This is a genomic window from Streptomyces sp. NPDC002851 (assembly GCF_053591935.1).
In genome coordinates this window covers 271,959-286,361 of sequence record NZ_JBSFUT010000004.1, presented here as the reverse complement: position 1 = coordinate 286,361, position 14,403 = coordinate 271,959, and the positions used below count along the sequence as shown (strand labels likewise).

General features: G+C 72.1%; 16 protein-coding genes. 7 read left to right on the top strand and 9 right to left on the bottom strand.

The window, feature by feature from the left end; genetic code table 11:
• Window positions 1-25: 25 nt before the first annotated feature.
• On the bottom strand, window positions 26-1,411 hold the full coding sequence (locus ACWD10_RS06685; protein WP_451087713.1) for a sensor histidine kinase: 1,386 nt from the start codon (window positions 1,409-1,411) through the stop codon (window positions 26-28).
• On the bottom strand, window positions 1,408-2,127 hold the full coding sequence (locus tag ACWD10_RS06680) for a response regulator transcription factor (RefSeq protein WP_451087711.1): 720 nt from the start codon (window positions 2,125-2,127) through the stop codon (window positions 1,408-1,410). The genes ACWD10_RS06685 and ACWD10_RS06680 overlap by 4 nt, the downstream gene beginning before the upstream one ends.
• Before the next feature lie 63 nt (window positions 2,128-2,190).
• Here ACWD10_RS06680 and ACWD10_RS06675 point away from each other — a divergent pair, with 63 nt between their 5' ends.
• Window positions 2,191-3,387, top strand: coding sequence for a UDP-N-acetylglucosamine--N-acetylmuramyl-(pentapeptide) pyrophosphoryl-undecaprenol N-acetylglucosamine transferase (locus ACWD10_RS06675; RefSeq protein WP_451087709.1), 1,197 nt, complete (start codon window positions 2,191-2,193; stop codon window positions 3,385-3,387).
• A complete protein-coding gene (locus tag ACWD10_RS06670) occupies window positions 3,384-4,484 on the top strand; it encodes a GDP-mannose 4,6-dehydratase (protein WP_451087707.1) in 1,101 nt (366 codons plus the stop codon). Before ACWD10_RS06675 ends, ACWD10_RS06670 begins: the two co-directional genes overlap by 4 nt.
• A 27-nt stretch (window positions 4,485-4,511) precedes the next feature.
• Here ACWD10_RS06670 and ACWD10_RS06665 read toward each other — a convergent pair whose 3' ends face one another.
• The 4 genes from ACWD10_RS06665 to ACWD10_RS06650 form a co-directional block, all read right to left on the bottom strand.
• Entirely contained in the window at window positions 4,512-5,195 is a 684-nt protein-coding gene (locus tag ACWD10_RS06665; RefSeq protein ID WP_451087705.1) for a class I SAM-dependent methyltransferase, read from the bottom strand.
• A 72-nt stretch (window positions 5,196-5,267) separates the two neighbouring features.
• Window positions 5,268-6,032, bottom strand: coding sequence for a malonate transporter subunit MadM (madM, locus tag ACWD10_RS06660; RefSeq protein WP_451087703.1), 765 nt, complete (start codon window positions 6,030-6,032; stop codon window positions 5,268-5,270).
• A 1-nt stretch (window position 6,033) separates the two neighbouring features.
• Complete coding sequence (madL, locus tag ACWD10_RS06655; protein ID WP_451087701.1) at window positions 6,034-6,435, bottom strand: malonate transporter subunit MadL; 402 nt, start codon at window positions 6,433-6,435, stop codon at window positions 6,034-6,036.
• A gap of 21 nt (window positions 6,436-6,456) precedes the next feature.
• Window positions 6,457-7,035 carry an AMP-binding protein gene (locus tag ACWD10_RS06650; RefSeq protein ID WP_451087820.1) on the bottom strand — a complete coding sequence of 193 codons (579 nt, stop codon included), beginning with the start codon at window positions 7,033-7,035 and terminating at the stop codon, window positions 6,457-6,459.
• Here ACWD10_RS06650 and ACWD10_RS06645 point away from each other — a divergent pair.
• Both ACWD10_RS06645 and ACWD10_RS06640 read left to right on the top strand, forming a co-directional pair.
• Complete coding sequence (locus ACWD10_RS06645; RefSeq protein WP_451087699.1) at window positions 6,953-7,462, top strand: GntR family transcriptional regulator; 510 nt, start codon at window positions 6,953-6,955, stop codon at window positions 7,460-7,462. The two genes, ACWD10_RS06650 and ACWD10_RS06645, sit on opposite strands and share 83 nt — an antisense overlap.
• Before the next feature lie 124 nt (window positions 7,463-7,586).
• Window positions 7,587-7,814 (top strand): hypothetical protein, encoded by a 228-nt coding sequence (locus ACWD10_RS06640; protein WP_451087697.1) that lies wholly within the window; start codon window positions 7,587-7,589, stop codon window positions 7,812-7,814.
• Here the strand turns inward: ACWD10_RS06640 and ACWD10_RS06635 are convergent.
• Window positions 7,797-9,047 (bottom strand): cytochrome P450, encoded by a 1,251-nt coding sequence (locus ACWD10_RS06635; RefSeq protein WP_451087695.1) that lies wholly within the window; start codon window positions 9,045-9,047, stop codon window positions 7,797-7,799. The genes ACWD10_RS06640 and ACWD10_RS06635 overlap by 18 nt on opposite strands.
• Before the next feature lie 169 nt (window positions 9,048-9,216).
• Here ACWD10_RS06635 and ACWD10_RS06630 point away from each other — a divergent pair, with 169 nt between their 5' ends.
• From ACWD10_RS06630 to ACWD10_RS06620, 3 genes are read left to right on the top strand one after another with little or no spacing between them, the layout of a single operon-like run.
• A complete protein-coding gene (locus ACWD10_RS06630) occupies window positions 9,217-9,957 on the top strand; it encodes a CPBP family intramembrane glutamic endopeptidase (protein ID WP_451087693.1) in 741 nt (246 codons plus the stop codon).
• Window positions 9,958-9,995: 38 nt separating this feature from the next.
• Window positions 9,996-10,334 (top strand): PadR family transcriptional regulator, encoded by a 339-nt coding sequence (locus ACWD10_RS06625; protein WP_451087691.1) that lies wholly within the window; start codon window positions 9,996-9,998, stop codon window positions 10,332-10,334.
• Window positions 10,331-11,119, top strand: a complete 789-nt coding sequence (locus ACWD10_RS06620; RefSeq protein ID WP_451087689.1) for a hypothetical protein — start codon at window positions 10,331-10,333, stop codon at window positions 11,117-11,119. The genes ACWD10_RS06625 and ACWD10_RS06620 overlap by 4 nt, the downstream gene beginning before the upstream one ends.
• A 43-nt stretch (window positions 11,120-11,162) precedes the next feature.
• Here ACWD10_RS06620 and ACWD10_RS06615 read toward each other — a convergent pair whose 3' ends face one another.
• Window positions 11,163-11,855 carry a DUF4328 domain-containing protein gene (locus tag ACWD10_RS06615; RefSeq protein ID WP_451087819.1) on the bottom strand — a complete coding sequence of 231 codons (693 nt, stop codon included), beginning with the start codon at window positions 11,853-11,855 and terminating at the stop codon, window positions 11,163-11,165.
• Between the two features lie 141 nt (window positions 11,856-11,996).
• Complete coding sequence (locus ACWD10_RS06610) at window positions 11,997-14,309, bottom strand: MMPL family transporter (protein ID WP_451087687.1); 2,313 nt, start codon at window positions 14,307-14,309, stop codon at window positions 11,997-11,999.
• Between the last annotated feature and the right edge of the window lie 94 nt (window positions 14,310-14,403).

Genomic DNA, 14,403 nt, shown 5'->3' with positions numbered 1-14,403 from the left:
CCGCGTCCCCGGAGGAAGCGACGTCTTACGGAAGCGTCAGGCGGAACAGCGCCCCGCCTCCCGGGGCCTGCTGCGCTGTCAGGTCCGCTCCGTGGGCGCGGGCGATCTGGCGGGCCATCGCCAGGCCCAGGCCCGAACCGGGCAGGGCGCGGGCCGATTCGGCGCGGTAGAAGCGGTCGAAGACGTGCGGGAGGTCTTCCGGGGCGATGCCTGGGCCGTGGTCCCGTACCGTCAACTCGGCTGTTGTCAGGCGGATTTCCACCGGGGCTCCGGGCGGGCTGAACTTGGCCGCGTTGTCCAGGAGGTTGGTCAGGAGGCGGGAGAGGCGGGACGGTACGCCGGGCAGCGTTGCGCCCTCCGCCGCCGCGGCGTCGTCGATGGACAGCGTGAAGGGGGTGCGCGGCCAGTGCGAGCCCGCCGTGTCGACGGCGTGCCGGACCAGCGCGGGCAGGTCGACCGGCTCCAGGAGCGGGTGCGGCTCCTCGTCGCGGGCCAGCTCGATCAAGTCGTTGACCAGGCCGGTGACTTCACGCAGTTGGCGGGTGAGGGCGGCGGCGGCCCGGTCGCGCTGGGCCGCGGTGAGACGGTCGGCGCGGGCCAGGAGTTCGGCGTTGGTGCGCAGCGCCGTCAGCGGGGTGCGCAGCTCGTGCGAGGCGTCGGCGACCAGGCGGCGCTGGGCCGTGACCGACTGCTCCAGCTCGCCGAGCATGGTGTTGAAGGTGGCGGCCAGGCGGGTCACCTCGTCCTCGCGGGCCGGTGGGCCCTGCGGGAGTTCGATGCGGTGGCGCGGGTCACGGGTCGCGGCGATGCGCTCGGCGGTGGCGGTCAGACGCGTGACGGGGGCGAGTCCGCTACGGGACACCCAGTAGCCGAGGCCCGCGCCGAGCAGGACGCCCGCGGCGCCCACGGCGGACAGGAGCGTCGCGGCCTGGTGTACGCCCCGGTCCGCGATGTCGGCGCGCAGCGCGACCTGGACGGCCTCGCCGGTGCCGAAGGTCGTCGTGTACATCCGGGCCGGATGGCCTTCGAAGGTGAAGTTCTTGTAGTACGGGGCGAGTTGGCCGGAGGCGACCTGCCGGGTCGGCGCGGTGACCGGCAGCAGGAACGGCTTCGCCGGGTCGTCGGCGCGATCCGCGGGGACGACTTGTGAGCACGCCGGGGCGCCCAGGTAGCGGCACTCCCCGGTCAGCACGCCGGGGCCCTCCTCCCGGTGCTGTTGGGCGATCAGGGTCGCCGACTGGGCCAGGTTCTGGTCGAGTTGCTGGTAGAGCTTGAAGCGGATCACGAAGAACGCCGCCGCGCAGATCCCGACCGCCACCAGGGCCACCGCGGCCGACGTGGCGAGGGCGAGCCGGGTGCGCAGCGGCCTGCGCCGCCGCCAGCGGGCGCCGAGCCGGTGCAGGCCGCTCACGCCAGGTCCAGGCGGTAGCCGATGCCGCGCACCGTGTGCACGAGCCGGGGCTCGCCGCCCGCCTCCAGCTTGCGCCGCAGATAACCGACGTATACGGCGAGGGAGTTGGAGTCGGGGCCGAAGTCGTGGCCCCACACCAGGTGCAGGATGCGCTCGCGCGGCAGGACCTGGCGCGGATGGCGCAGGAGCAGTTCGAGCAGCGCGAACTCGGTGCGGCTGAACTCCATGCTGCGCTCGCCCCGGCGGCCCGTGCGGGTCTCCGGGTCCACCACCAGATCCGCGAACGACAGCTCCTCGCCGCCGTCCACCGGGTCCGGGGCGACGCGGCGCAGGAGGGCGCGCAGGCGGGCCGTCAGCTCGTTCAGGGCGAAGGGTTTGACCAGGTAGTCGTCGGCGCCCGCGTCCAGGCCGTCGACGCGTTCGCTGACCGAGCTGAGCGCGGTCAGGACGAGCACCGGCGTACGGTCGCCCATGGCGCGCAGGCGGCGGCACAGGCCGAGCCCGTCGAGTACCGGCATCATCACGTCGAGGACGATCGCGTCCGGCTGCCAGGCCGCCACCTCGGACAGGGCGCTCAGGCCGTCGGCGGCGCCCCGCACCTCGTACCCCTCGACCGTCAGGCCGTCCTCGACGGCGGCGCGCACCTCGGGCTCGTCGTCGACGACGAGGATCTTGGCGCTCGGGACGGTGTGGCGGACGGACTGGCTGGCGATCATGGCGTCAAGCCTGCCAAACCTCATTCTTAAAGACCTCTTACGGGACGTTGCCAGTGTGCTGCCATGCGCACACCACTCACGGAACACCCGGAACACCCGGAAGTCCCGGTCGGCACGGACCGTGGCGCGCCGCTGTCCGTCGTCATCGGCGCGGGCGGCACCGGCGGCCACATCTATCCGGGCCTCGCCCTCGCCGATGCGCTGCGCCGAGCGGTGCCGCAGGCGGTGATTTCGTTCGTCGGTACGGCCCGGGGCCTGGAGACCCGGCTCATACCGGAGGCCGGGTACCGGCTGCACACCGTCGACATGATCCCTTTCGACCCGGCGCTCGGCGCCAAGCGCTATCTGCTGCCCGCCGCGCTCCTGAAGTCGGGCGCGCAGTGCCGGGCGATCCTGCGGGCCCAGCGGGCGCAGGTCGCCGTCGGCATGGGCGGCTACCCCAGCGCGCCGGTGATCGTCGGTGCCCGGCTCGCGTCGCTGCCCAGCGTGATCCACGAGTCGAACGCGGTGCCCGGGCGCGCCAACCAGTTCGCGGCCCGGCTCACCCGCAATGTGACGGTCGCCTTCGACCGCAGCCGCGCCCATCTGGCGGGCGGCGCAGGGGCACGGACCGTCGGCATGCCGATCGCGGCGGCGCTCGCCCGGCTCGACCGCGCGGCTCTGCGGGACGAGGCCCGCCGTGCCCTGGGGGTCCCTCAGGGGGCGCGGCTCGTGGTGTTCAACGGCGGCAGCCTGGGGGCGGCCCGGCTCACCGAGGCGGCCGTCGGCCTGGCCGCGCGCTGGCGGCACCGCACCGACGTACACCTGCTGATCAAGACCGGGCCCGCCGCCCTCGAGGAGACCCGACGGCGCCTCGACGGCTCGCCGGTCGCCCGCGCGGTGCCCTATCTGGACCGGATGGACCACGCGTACGCCGCCGCCGATCTGGTCGTCTGCCGGGCCGGTTCCGCGACCGTCGCCGAACTGGCAAGCACCGGCGTGCCCGCCGTCCTGGTGCCGTACCCGCACGCGCCCGGCGACCACCAGACCCACAACGCGCGCGTGCTGTCCGACGCGGGCGCGGGACTGCTGCTGCCCGACGCCGACACCACCGCGGACGCGCTCGCCGCGCTCGTCGAGCCGCTCCTCGCCCGGCCCGAGCGGCTCGCCGCGATGAGCGGCGCCGCCGACCCGGGCCCGCACGCCCACGCGGCCGAGCTGCTCGCCGCGGAGGTACTCAAACTCGCCCACCCGCAAAGGAACTTGGAGCCCGTCGCATGACCACCCCGAAGACCGCCCGGAATACCGGCACGCCCGGCACCCGCGACACCCATACCCACGACACCCGTACCCGCGACGCCCGTACCGCCTTCGACTGGACCGGCCGGACCGTCCTCGTCACCGGAGCCGAGGGCTTCATCGGCTCGACCCTCGTCGACCTGCTCGTCCAGCACGGCGCGCGCGTCAAGGCGTTCGTGCACTACAAGCCGTACGCCGAGAAGGGCCACCTGGCCCGCTATCTGTCCGGGGGCGGGTCCGGGGACGCGGCCGCGGACGTCGAGATGATCGCGGGCGACGTGCGGGACGCCGGGCGCGTGATGGACGCCGTCGCGGGCTGCGACACCGTGTTCCACCTCGCCGCGCTCATCGGCATCCCGTACAGCTACGACTCCCCGGGCGCGTACGTCCAGACGAACGTCGTCGGCACGGAGAACGTCGCCGAGGCCTGCCGCAGGCACTCCGTGCGGCGCCTCCTGCACACCTCCACGAGCGAGGTGTACGGCACGGCGCGCACGGCGCCGATCAGCGAGGCGCACCCGCTCCAGCCGCAGTCCCCGTACTCCGCGTCGAAGATCGGCGCCGACATGATGGCCCTGTCCCACTGGCACGCTTTCGAGCTGCCGGTGACCGTGGTGCGGCCGTTCAACACGTACGGCCCGCGTCAGTCGGCCCGCGCCGTGATCCCGACGATCCTGTCCCAACTGCACTCCGGCGCCCGGCAGATCAGGCTCGGCTCCCTGACGCCGACGCGGGACTTCACCTACGCCACGGACACCGCGTACGGCTTCATGGCCCTGGCCCACTGCGACCTGGCGCTCGGCGAGGTGGTGAACCTCGGCTCCGGACAGGAGATCGCCATCGGCGACCTGGCCCGGGAGCTGATCGCGGCGTCCGGGCGGGACGCGGAGATCGTCGTGGACGCGTCGCGGCTCAGGCCGTCCGGGAGCGAGGTCCAGCGGCTGCTCTCGGACAACGCGCGGGCGCGCGACTGGGCGGGCTGGGAGCCGCGGGTGCCGCTCTCGGAAGGGCTGAAGCGGACGTCCGAGTGGGTGGCGGAGAACTTGGAACTGTTCGCGCCGGGGCGGTATCAGGTCTGACGTTCCACCGCCGCTCCCCGGCCGGGATCAGGCGCGTGGTCGGGCGCGTGGTCGGGCGCGTGGTCGGGCCGGGGCGTCGTAGACCAGGGTGTAGCGCCAGAACAGGCGGCGACGGATCCGGGCGCCGGGGAGCTCCTGGGCGGCCGCGGCGCGGATGTCGTGGAGGGTCTCCTGTGGATCGGTGGTGGCTGCCCTCATGTGCGCGGGCAGCTCGGTCGAGCGGGACGGGTGCTTGGCCAGGCCGACGACGGGGTTCGCGAGTGCGGCGGGCAAGGTGGCGAGCAGGTCGGCGGGGCCGTCCTCGCGGTAGCAGCCGACGACCACGAGGCGCCCGCCCGGGGTGAGGCAGCCGCGCAACTCCCGCAGCGTGGACACCAGCGGGAGGTGGTGCAGGACGGCGACGAGGGCGAGGGCGTCCCAGCGCCGCTGCCGGTCGCGGCCCGCGAAGTCGGCCTGGACGATGGTGACCGCAGGGTCGTCGGCGAAGCGCTCCGCCGCGGCGCGTGCCGTCATGGGGTCGGGTTCGAGCCCGGTGACGGTGACGCCGCGGCGGCGGAGCAGTGCGGCGAGATTCCCCGTGCCGCACCCGACGTCCAGGACGGTACGGGCCCCGGATGCGGCCACACGCTCGGCGGCCAAGCGGCCGTAGTGGTCGTTATGACTCCACGGATGCCGTTGATTGAAGCGGTGGAGGCGGGACAGCAACGCCATGGCGCCACGGTAGTCGGGCGCCGCTCCGTGATGTCGGCGCCCCTCGGCCCCCCCTAGGTACCCTCTCGGACCTCACCCGCCGACGATCGCCCGCAGCGTCACGTACAGCACCGACGGGCCGAGCAGGCAACCCACTCCCGTATAGAAGGTCGCCGTCATGGCTCCGTAGGGCACCAGGCGTTTGTCGGTGGCCGCGAGGCCGCCGGCCACGCCGGAGGTCGTGCCCATCAGGCCGCCGAAGGCCATGGCGGACTTCGGGTTGTTCAGGCCGATCAGCGGGGCGATGAGCGGGGTTCCCACCATCACCACCACGGACTTGACCAGGCCCGCGGCCACGGACAGCGCGATCACGTCCGAACTCGCGCCCACCGCGGTGCCGGTGACCGGCCCGACGATGTACGTGGCCGCACCCGCGCCGATGGTGGCCAGGGAAGCGGCGTCCGTGTAGCCGAACATCGCGGCGATGGCGGCCCCGATCACGAACGAGACGAGCACGCCGAGCACGATCGACAGCCCGCCGGACAGCCCGGCGCGCTTGATCTCCTTCAGGTCGACGCCGTACGCGGTGGAGACGATCGCGAAGTCCCGCAGCATCGAGCCGCCCATCAGGCCCAGGCCGGAGAAGACGGCAAGGTCGGCCAGGCCGTCCTCGCCGCCGGTCACCGAGCCTCCCCAGTAGGCGAGGACCAGGCCGAGCAGGATGGCGATGGCGGAGCCCTGAAGGCGGCCGCGGGTCAGCGCCTTGGACAGCCACCCGGACACCAGCATCAGCCCGCCGACCAGCGCGAAGGCCACGATCAGGGCGTTGTCCTCGAAGACCGAGGCGAACAGATCCATCTCAGACCTCCTGCTTCTCTGCTTCGGTCAGCGGCGCCAGGGGTTCCGCGGGCTTGCCGATCCGCGCGAGGACGGGCACCAGGGCGCATCCCGCGGCCAGCGCGCCGAGGCCCGCCAGGATCGCCATCGGCCCGCCGGTGATCGCCGTGACGACGTCCTGGGTGGCGGCCATGGCGACGACGATCGGTATGTACATCGCGCTCCAGAAGAGCACGCCCTGCTCGGCGGGCTTGGGGAACCTGCCCTTGCCGCGGAGCCAGTGGGTGACAAGCACCAGCATGATCATGGCGAAACCGACTCCGCCGACATTGGCGTCCACGCCCACGGCGACGCCGAGCAGTTCACCGACGAGCGTGCCCACGAGCATGCACACCGCCAGCGCTGCCACTCCATAGAGAACCATCGTCTTCTCCACACTCTGGGATCAGGCGTCCGCGGACGCGAACAAGTACGAAGTCGAGCAGTTCCCCGGCCTGGGGCTGCTCGCCGCCCGGCGCCGGGACGACGACGGCCACCACCGTCTCCCCGAAGTCCGGATGGGTACGCCGATCACGGCGGACTCGAGCACCTTGGGGTGGGCGTCGAGCAATTCCTCGATCTCCTTGGGGTAGATGTTGTAACCCCCGGAGATCACCAGGTCCTTGCCCCGGCCGACGATGCACAGGTAGCCGTCCTCGTCGATGCGGCCCAGGTCGCCGGTGATGAAGAAGCCGTCCGCACGGAACTCGGCAGCGGTCTTCTCCGGCATCTGCCAGTAACCGGTGAAGACATGGGGGCCGCGGACCTCGATGCTGCCGACCTCGCCGTCGGGCAGTGCCCGGCCGGTCTCCGCGTCCACGACCCGGATCTCGGTGCCGGGGAGCGGCTTGCCTACGGTGCCGGGTTTGCGCGGCCCGCCGTCGTAGGGGTTGGTGGTGTTCATGCCGGTCTCGGTCATCCCGTACCGCTCCAGGATGGCGTGGCCGGTACGGGCCTCGACTGCCTCATGGTCACTCGCGAGCAGCGGGGCCGAGCTCGAGGGGATGGCGGCGCGGCTCTCCGCCCGCCGCATCGAGCGGAAGTCCCTGGACGACCTCGAACAGGCCTTGCGGGAGTGCGAGAAATACGCGACGGCGGGCGACGCCGACCGCTACTACTACGCCAACGCCGAGTTCCACGGCATCGTGTACGACTCCTGCGGCAACGAATACCTGCGCCAGCAGACCCGCGCCCTCAAACGAGCCCTCCAGCCCTACCGCCGACTTCAGTTGCGCGTCCCCGACCGGATGCGCCGCTCCCTCGCCGAGCATCGAGCGATCACCGACGCCATCGCGGCGGGCGACGCCGAGACCGCGGAGAACGCCGCCCGCGACCACGTACTCGTCCAGGTCAAGGAGTTCGGCCAACTGGTGCGGACGTGGAAGCATCTGACGGAGCCACAGGCCGGATGAGGCACGTGCGCTGACGGAACCCCGGTCCGGTGCCGTGCGTCCCTCACGGCGAAGGAACGTCACGAGGGCGGGGGAGATGGAGCCGAGGGATTTCGTCGGGTGCGGTGGGTGTGCCGTCGCATTCGTGGGGGCCGTCTCCGCCGTGACCCTGTGGGGTGTTTCCGGGCGGACGCGGGTGCACCTGGGGGGCGGGTTCGAGGGCAACGGTACGGACTTCTCCGTGCTGTGGACCGAGCTGCCGCTCGTCGCCGTCGCGGGGGCGGTGCTGCCCGTGGTGGGGCTCGTACTCGGCCTGCGGCTGCTCCGCGTGCTGCGCAGGCCGGGCCGTACGGGTTCAGAGTTCGACCAGTAGCTCCGCGAAGCCCCGGATGACGTAGCCGTCCTTGCGGCGCGGCTGCCGCGCGGCGAGCCGCAGCGTCGGGGCTTGGCTCAGCAACTGCCCGAAGGACGCGGCGAGTTCGAGGCGGGCCAGGGCTGCGCCGAGGCAGTAGTGGATGCCGCCGCCGAGGCTGACGTGCGGGTTGTCGGGGCGGGTCGGGTCGAGGGTGTCGGGCCGCTCGAACACGGCCGGGTCGCGGTTGGCGGAGCCGAAGAGCAGGGCGACCTCGGCGCCGCGCGGGATGTGTACGCCACCCACCTCGATGTCTTCCAGGACCCAGCGCTCGAAGAGGTGCAGCGGAGTGTCGTAGCGCAGGAGTTCCTCCACCGCGGGGGCGGGCAGCGGGCCCGTGGCGGCGGCGGAGCGCAGGGCCGCGAGTTGTCCGGGGTGCTGGAAAAGGGCCCACAGGCCGTTGCCCGTGGCGTTGACGGTGGCCTCGTGGCCCGCGTTCAGGAGCAGTGCGGCCGTGGACACCATCTCCTGTTCGGTGAGCCGGTCGCCGGCGCCGTCGTCGTCGGCATGTGCGGCGATCATCGCGGAGATCAGGTCGTCGCCGGGTTCCTTGCGCCGTTCGGCGATCAACTCACGTAGGTACGCGGAGAATTCGAGGGAGGCCGTGACCGCGCGGCGGGCCGTCTCCTCGGGCGGATTCAGCTCGTACATGCCGCAGATGGCCGCCGACCAGGGGCGCAGCAGGCCGCGGTCGCTCGGGGGCACCGCAAGGATCTCGGCGATGACGGCGACCGGGAGCGGCTCGGCGAGGCTCGTGATCAGGTCGCCGCCGCCGTCCGCGACGAGCCGTGCCACCAGCTCTCCGGCGAGCTCCTCGACGTACGGCCGCAGCCGCGCCACGGTGCGGGGCGTGAACGCCTGGGAGACCAGGCGCCGGATACGGGTGTGCCGGGGCGGCTCCAGGTCGAGGAGGCCGTTGTCGTTGAGGGCGTGGAACGGTTCGTGCCAGGCCGGTGGCGGGGTGCGGCCGAACTCCTCGTGGGTGCCGCGGTGCAGATACGTACGCCCGAGGCGCCGGTCGCGCAGCAGCGCGGTCACGTCGGCGTGGTGCGGGATCAGCCACTGGCGCGTCGGCTCGAACCACAGGGCGCGGCCCTGGGCGCGCAACGCGTCGTAGGCGGGGTACGGGTCGGCGGCGAAGGCGGGCGACCACGGGGTGAACAACTCCGCCGATGCTTCAGGGTGTCCGGCCATGGGGTCAGTCAACCTCGGTCGGGGCGGGGTGGCCAGGGTGTCTTCGCCCGTCGCTGGGCCCGTCGCTCTGCCCGTCGCTCGGCGGCGCAGCTAGGTTGAGCTAGCTAGGTTGTAATCCTGACTAGGTCGGGATACCGTCTAGGTAGTTACAGAAGGGGGATTCAGAGACATGACCATCTCACCCGAGTTCAGCACCGTCTCCACGGCCGTCATCGCCGCCCTGGCCGCGTACTTCACCTTCGGCGAGCCCTGGCTCGGCCGACGCATGTACGCCTCGCTCGAACGGCGCCGGGACAGCGAACCCCGCGCCCTGGTGCGGTACTTCCGGTCCGCGCTCATCATGTGGTGGGCCCTGGCCGGGCTCGCCGTCACCGCGGTACTGCTCTCCCCGGGCGTGAGCGGCGCGGACCTCGGTCTCCGGCTGCCGGACGAGTCCGTCTACACCTACATGGTGATGGCGCTCGTCCTCGTCGCGACCGTGGCCGGCGGGGTGCACAACCGGCGCCTCGTAGAGCAGGACAAGCACGTGCCGGGGCGGGACGCGGTGGCCGCGATGCTTCCGCGCACCGCGCGGGAGCGGCGGCTCGCGGCCGCCGTCGCGGTGACCGACGGGGTGGCCGCCGAATTCGTGTACCGCGGCCTGTTCATCGCCTTCGGCGTCGGCGCCCTCGGGCTCGACCTCTACGTCGCCGCGGCGCTCTCGCTCGTGATCTACGCTCTGGCGGGCTGGTACCAGGGCCGCGCCGGGGTCGGGATGTTCGCCCTGTTCGGCCTGGGGACCACGCTGCTCTACGTCTTCACCGGCAGCCTGCTGCTCCCCGTGGTGTTCCACCTCTCGGTCACGGTGCGGGACCTGGTGTTCCTGCCCGCCCCGGAGCGGATGCCGGAGCGGCTCGGGGCCACTTCCTGACCGATCACGTACGTCATGGGCAGAGGAAAGGACCGCACGTGACCGACCGCCGCGCCAGCTGGTTCAAGGGCGTACTCGATCTCCTGGTGCTCGCGAGCCTCACCGACGGCGAGAGCTACGGCTACGAGATCGCCAAGACCCTGGCGGGCGCGGGGCTCGGCCAGATCAAGGGGGGCACCCTGTATCCCGTACTCAACCGTCTGGAGGAGGCGGGCCTGGTGGCCGCGGAGTTCCGTGCCACGGAGAAGGGGCCGGGGCGCCGCTATTACTCCCTCACGGATGAGGGCCGTCGGACACTCGGCGAACAGGGGCGCCTGTGGCTGGAGTTCGACGCATCCGTCCGGTCCGTCCTGGCCAAGGCAGGGGTGACTCCGTGACCGACAACACCGGCAACAGCGACCGCACCGGCCCCACCGGCCGCACCGGCCACGAGACCGCCTACCTCGACGCGCTCGCCGACCGCCTGCGGGCCGAGGGCCTGCCCGACGCACACGTCACCGCCACGGTCGCCGACCTCGCCGCCCACCTGGCGGAGACCGAGGGCGAGCCGGAGGACGAGTTCGGGCCGCTCGAGGAGTTCGCCCGGCAGCTCGTGCCCGGCGGCGACGGGGCGCCGCCCGCCCCCGAGAGCCATGTCGAGACCTGGCGCTGGGTCGCGGACACGTACGTCGACGAGGAGCTGCTTTGCCGCTTCGGCGCCGAGGGCTGGGAGGTCGAACGGGTCGACGCGCTCGGCCGGTTCGTCAGCCACCGCGACCCGGAGCGGCCGCAGCGCTGGGAGTACCGCCGCGAGCTGGTCTCGCTGCGCGGCCGCGAGGGCCTCGACGAGAAGCTCGCCCCGGACGGCTGGGAGGCCTGCGGCAACTGGCTGGTGTACGCCTGGTTCAAGCGCCCGATGGCGGCCAGCGAAGGTCCGGCCGCCGAGCTTGCGGCGCCACCGCCCGTGCCCGTCCGCACCCGCTTCCTCAGCCGCCGCTTCTACCTCCTGTACGCCACCCTGGCGGTCGTCGCCGTCGCGCTCGGCGTCGCCGTCGCCGTGGATGAGGGCGACCCCGCGTCCGGCTTCGGCTTCGTGGCCGGGCTCCTCGCCGGGTCGGCGGTGCCGATCGGCGCGGTGGCCGTCGTGGCGCGGCGCCGCGGGCAGAGCGGGCCGTTGGGCTGAGGCGACCACGGTCCCGGGGGCTTCCGAAACCCCAGGAGCGCGGTCAGGAGACGACCGACTGCCCCACGGCCTCGCCACGCCGTGCGAGGCCGTCGATACGCCGCTGCTGCGCGGAAGTGAGCGCCCGTACGACGAACGCGCCCGCCAGCGCGGCACCGGCGAGGCCCGCGTCGCCGACCAGGAGCCAGTTCACGTCGTCGTACGCGCGGGCGATCACGGTGTCCGTGGAGCCCGTATACATCGGACCGAGGCCGCTCGCCAGGCCGACCAGCCACAGGCCCCACCACACGTTCACGACCCACGGCAGCCGCTCGTCCGGGGCGGACGCACGGTGGGCGTCGGCGACGATGCTGCGCGGCACCCAGAGGTTGATGATGGGGACGATCCAGCCCGCGTAGACCCACGGCCAGCCGTAGCGCGGCGGCTGTCCGGATAGAGCTCGGGCGTTGTCGCGTACCCGCCACAGCCAGACCAGGAAGGTGATCGCGCAGAGTGCGGTGGTCGCGTCGCCCAGGTCGCTGACCAGGTGGTACGAGTTCTCCAGGGCGTTCAGCGGACGGTGCCGCCCGCCGCCCTGGTCCGGCGGCCCCGATGCCGGTACTCCGGCCGCGGCGAGCCGGAGCTGCCACAGCGCGCGGACCACCCAGGCGAGGACGGCGAGGGCGAAGGCGACGATGGCGCAGCGGGCGACGGTGCGGACCGGCCGCAGGGATTCCGGTGCTATGGGCTCGTTCAGCGCTGCTACGGGCTCGTTCAGTGGTGCTATGGCCTCGTTCACCGAGGCTTTGGGCTCGTTCACCGGTCCATCCTCGCCCATGCCGGTGCCGGTCCCCCGGGGCGGGGTGGACCGGCACCGGTCACCGAGTGGGCGGTACGGCTACCGGACGTCGACCAACTCCCGCCGCTGGCCCGGGCCTTCGTCGGATTCCGGCTGTGCCGCGGTCCCGTCGCCGAGCCGCTTGCGCAGTTGCTCGCCCTCCACGTCGACGTTGGGAAGCAGCCGGTCGAGCCACTTCGGCAGCCACCAGGCGCGGTGCGAGAGCAGGGCGAGTACCGCGGGGACGATGGCCATCCGTACGAGGAACGCGTCGAAGAAGACCGCGATGGCGAGGCCGAAGCCGATCATCTTCACCATCTGCTCGCTGGAGCCGATGAAGCCCGCGAACACCGCGATCATGATCACCGCGGCTGCCGTGACCACCCGGGCACCGTGCCGGAACCCGGTGACGACGGCCTGGCCGGGCCGTTCCCCGTGGACGTACGCCTCCCGCATCCGCGTCACGAGGAAGACCTCGTAGTCCATGGCGAGGCCGAAGACCACGCCGACCATGAAGATCGGCATCATCGACATGATCGGGCCGGTCTGCTCGACGCCGAACAGCGAGCCGAGCCAGCCCCATTGGAAGACCGCGACGACCGCGCCGAGCGCCGCGATCACGGACAGCAGGAAGCCGAGCGCGGCCTTGAGCGGGACCAGGATGGAGCGGAAGACGACCATCAGGAGCAGGAAGGCGAGGCCCACGACGAGCGCGAGGTAGGGCAGCAGGGCGTCGTTGAGCTTCTGCGAGACGTCGATGTTCATCGCGGTGGTGCCGGTGACCATCGTCCTGGCGCCGGTGTCCGCGGTGATCTGCCCGCCCGCGTCACGGATCGCGTGCACCAGGTCTTCGGTCTCGGTGCTGCTGGGCTTGGAGGAGGGCACGACGGTGAGTACGGCGGTGTCTTCGGCCTTGTTGAAGGTGGCCGGGGTGACGGCGCCGACGTCGTCCAACTTCGAGACGGTCTTGGCCACTTGGTCGGCGGCCGCCTTCGGGTCGGCACTGTCCTTGGCGTCGACGACGACCATCAGGGGCCCGTTGAAGCCGGGCCCGAAGCCCTCGGAGACCAGGTCGTACGCCTTGCGCTGGGTGGTGCTCGTCGGCTGCGCGCCGTCGTCCGGAAGGCCGAGCTCGAGCTTGCTCGCCGGGATCGCGACGGCGCCGAGTCCGACGACGCCGACGAGCAGCACGGTCAGCGGCTTACGCAGCACGAACCGCGCCCACCGGGTGCCCATGTTGTCCTTGGTGTCCTTGGTGTCCTTGGTGTCCTTGGTGTCCTTGGCGTCCATGCCCGAGCCCGACGCGGCGGGCTTGTTCCGGTCCTTGCGGCCGACGACGCTTCCCCAAGCTCTCGACTTCGCTCGAGCAGGGGAGACCCCACTCCCCGCGTACCCGAGCAGCGCCGGAATCATCGTCAGCGCGATGAGCACGGCGATGGCGACCGTACCGGCGGCGGCGATGCCCATCTTGGTGAGCATGGGGATGTTGACGACGGCGAGCCCCACCAGGGCGATGACGACGGTGAGCCCGGCGAACACGACCGCGGAACCGGCCGTTCCAACGGCCCGGCCCGCGGCGTCCTCGCGCTCGCGGCCCTCGGCGAGCTCGGCCCGGTAACGGGACACGATGAACAGGGCGTAGTCGATGCCGACGGCGAGGCCGATCATCATGGCGAGCGTGGACGTGGTGCTTGACAGATCGAGCGCGGTGGCGAGCGCGGTGATCGCGGAGACCCCGATGCCGACCCCGATGAGGGCGGTGAGCAGCGGCAGACCAGCCGCGATGAGCGAACCAAAGGTGATCACGAGAACGACGGCCGCGACCCCGACGCCAATGATCTCAGTGGCCCCGGTCTCGGGAATGGCCTGGAGCGCGTCCCCACCGATCTCGACGGTGAGCCCGGAGCCCCGCGCCTCCTGTCCGACGTCCTTCAGCTCATCGCGCGAGGACTCCTCCAGATTCATCCCGGAGACCTCGTACGAGACCTGGGCGTAGGCGGTCGTTCCGTCCTTGCTGACGGCCTTGGCCTGGAACGGGTCGGCGACGTGGGCGACTTCAGCGCCGCCCTGCAGCTCGTGCACGGCCTTCTCGACAACGGCCTTGTTCGCCGGGTCGGTCATCTTCTGACCGTCCGGGGCCTTGAAGACGACCCGGGCGGTGGCGCCGTCCGGATTCGCCCCCGGAGAGCGCTGCTCGAGCAGATCGAAGGTGCGCTGGGCCTCGGTGCCGGGAATGGAGAAGGAAGTCGAGCCGGCGCCGGAGGAGTTGGCAGCGCCGACCCCGGCAAGGGCGAGCAGCGCGACCCATATCAGGACGACGAAGTGCCGCCGCCGGAACGAGATCCGGCCGAGTTTGTAGAGGAACGTGGCCACTTGGGCGTACTCCCGGTCAAGTCGTGGGTGTGTTCAGGGCAGGACGGACCGGCCCGACGACGTGAGCGGCGCGTCAGGTGGGGCGGTACGGGGG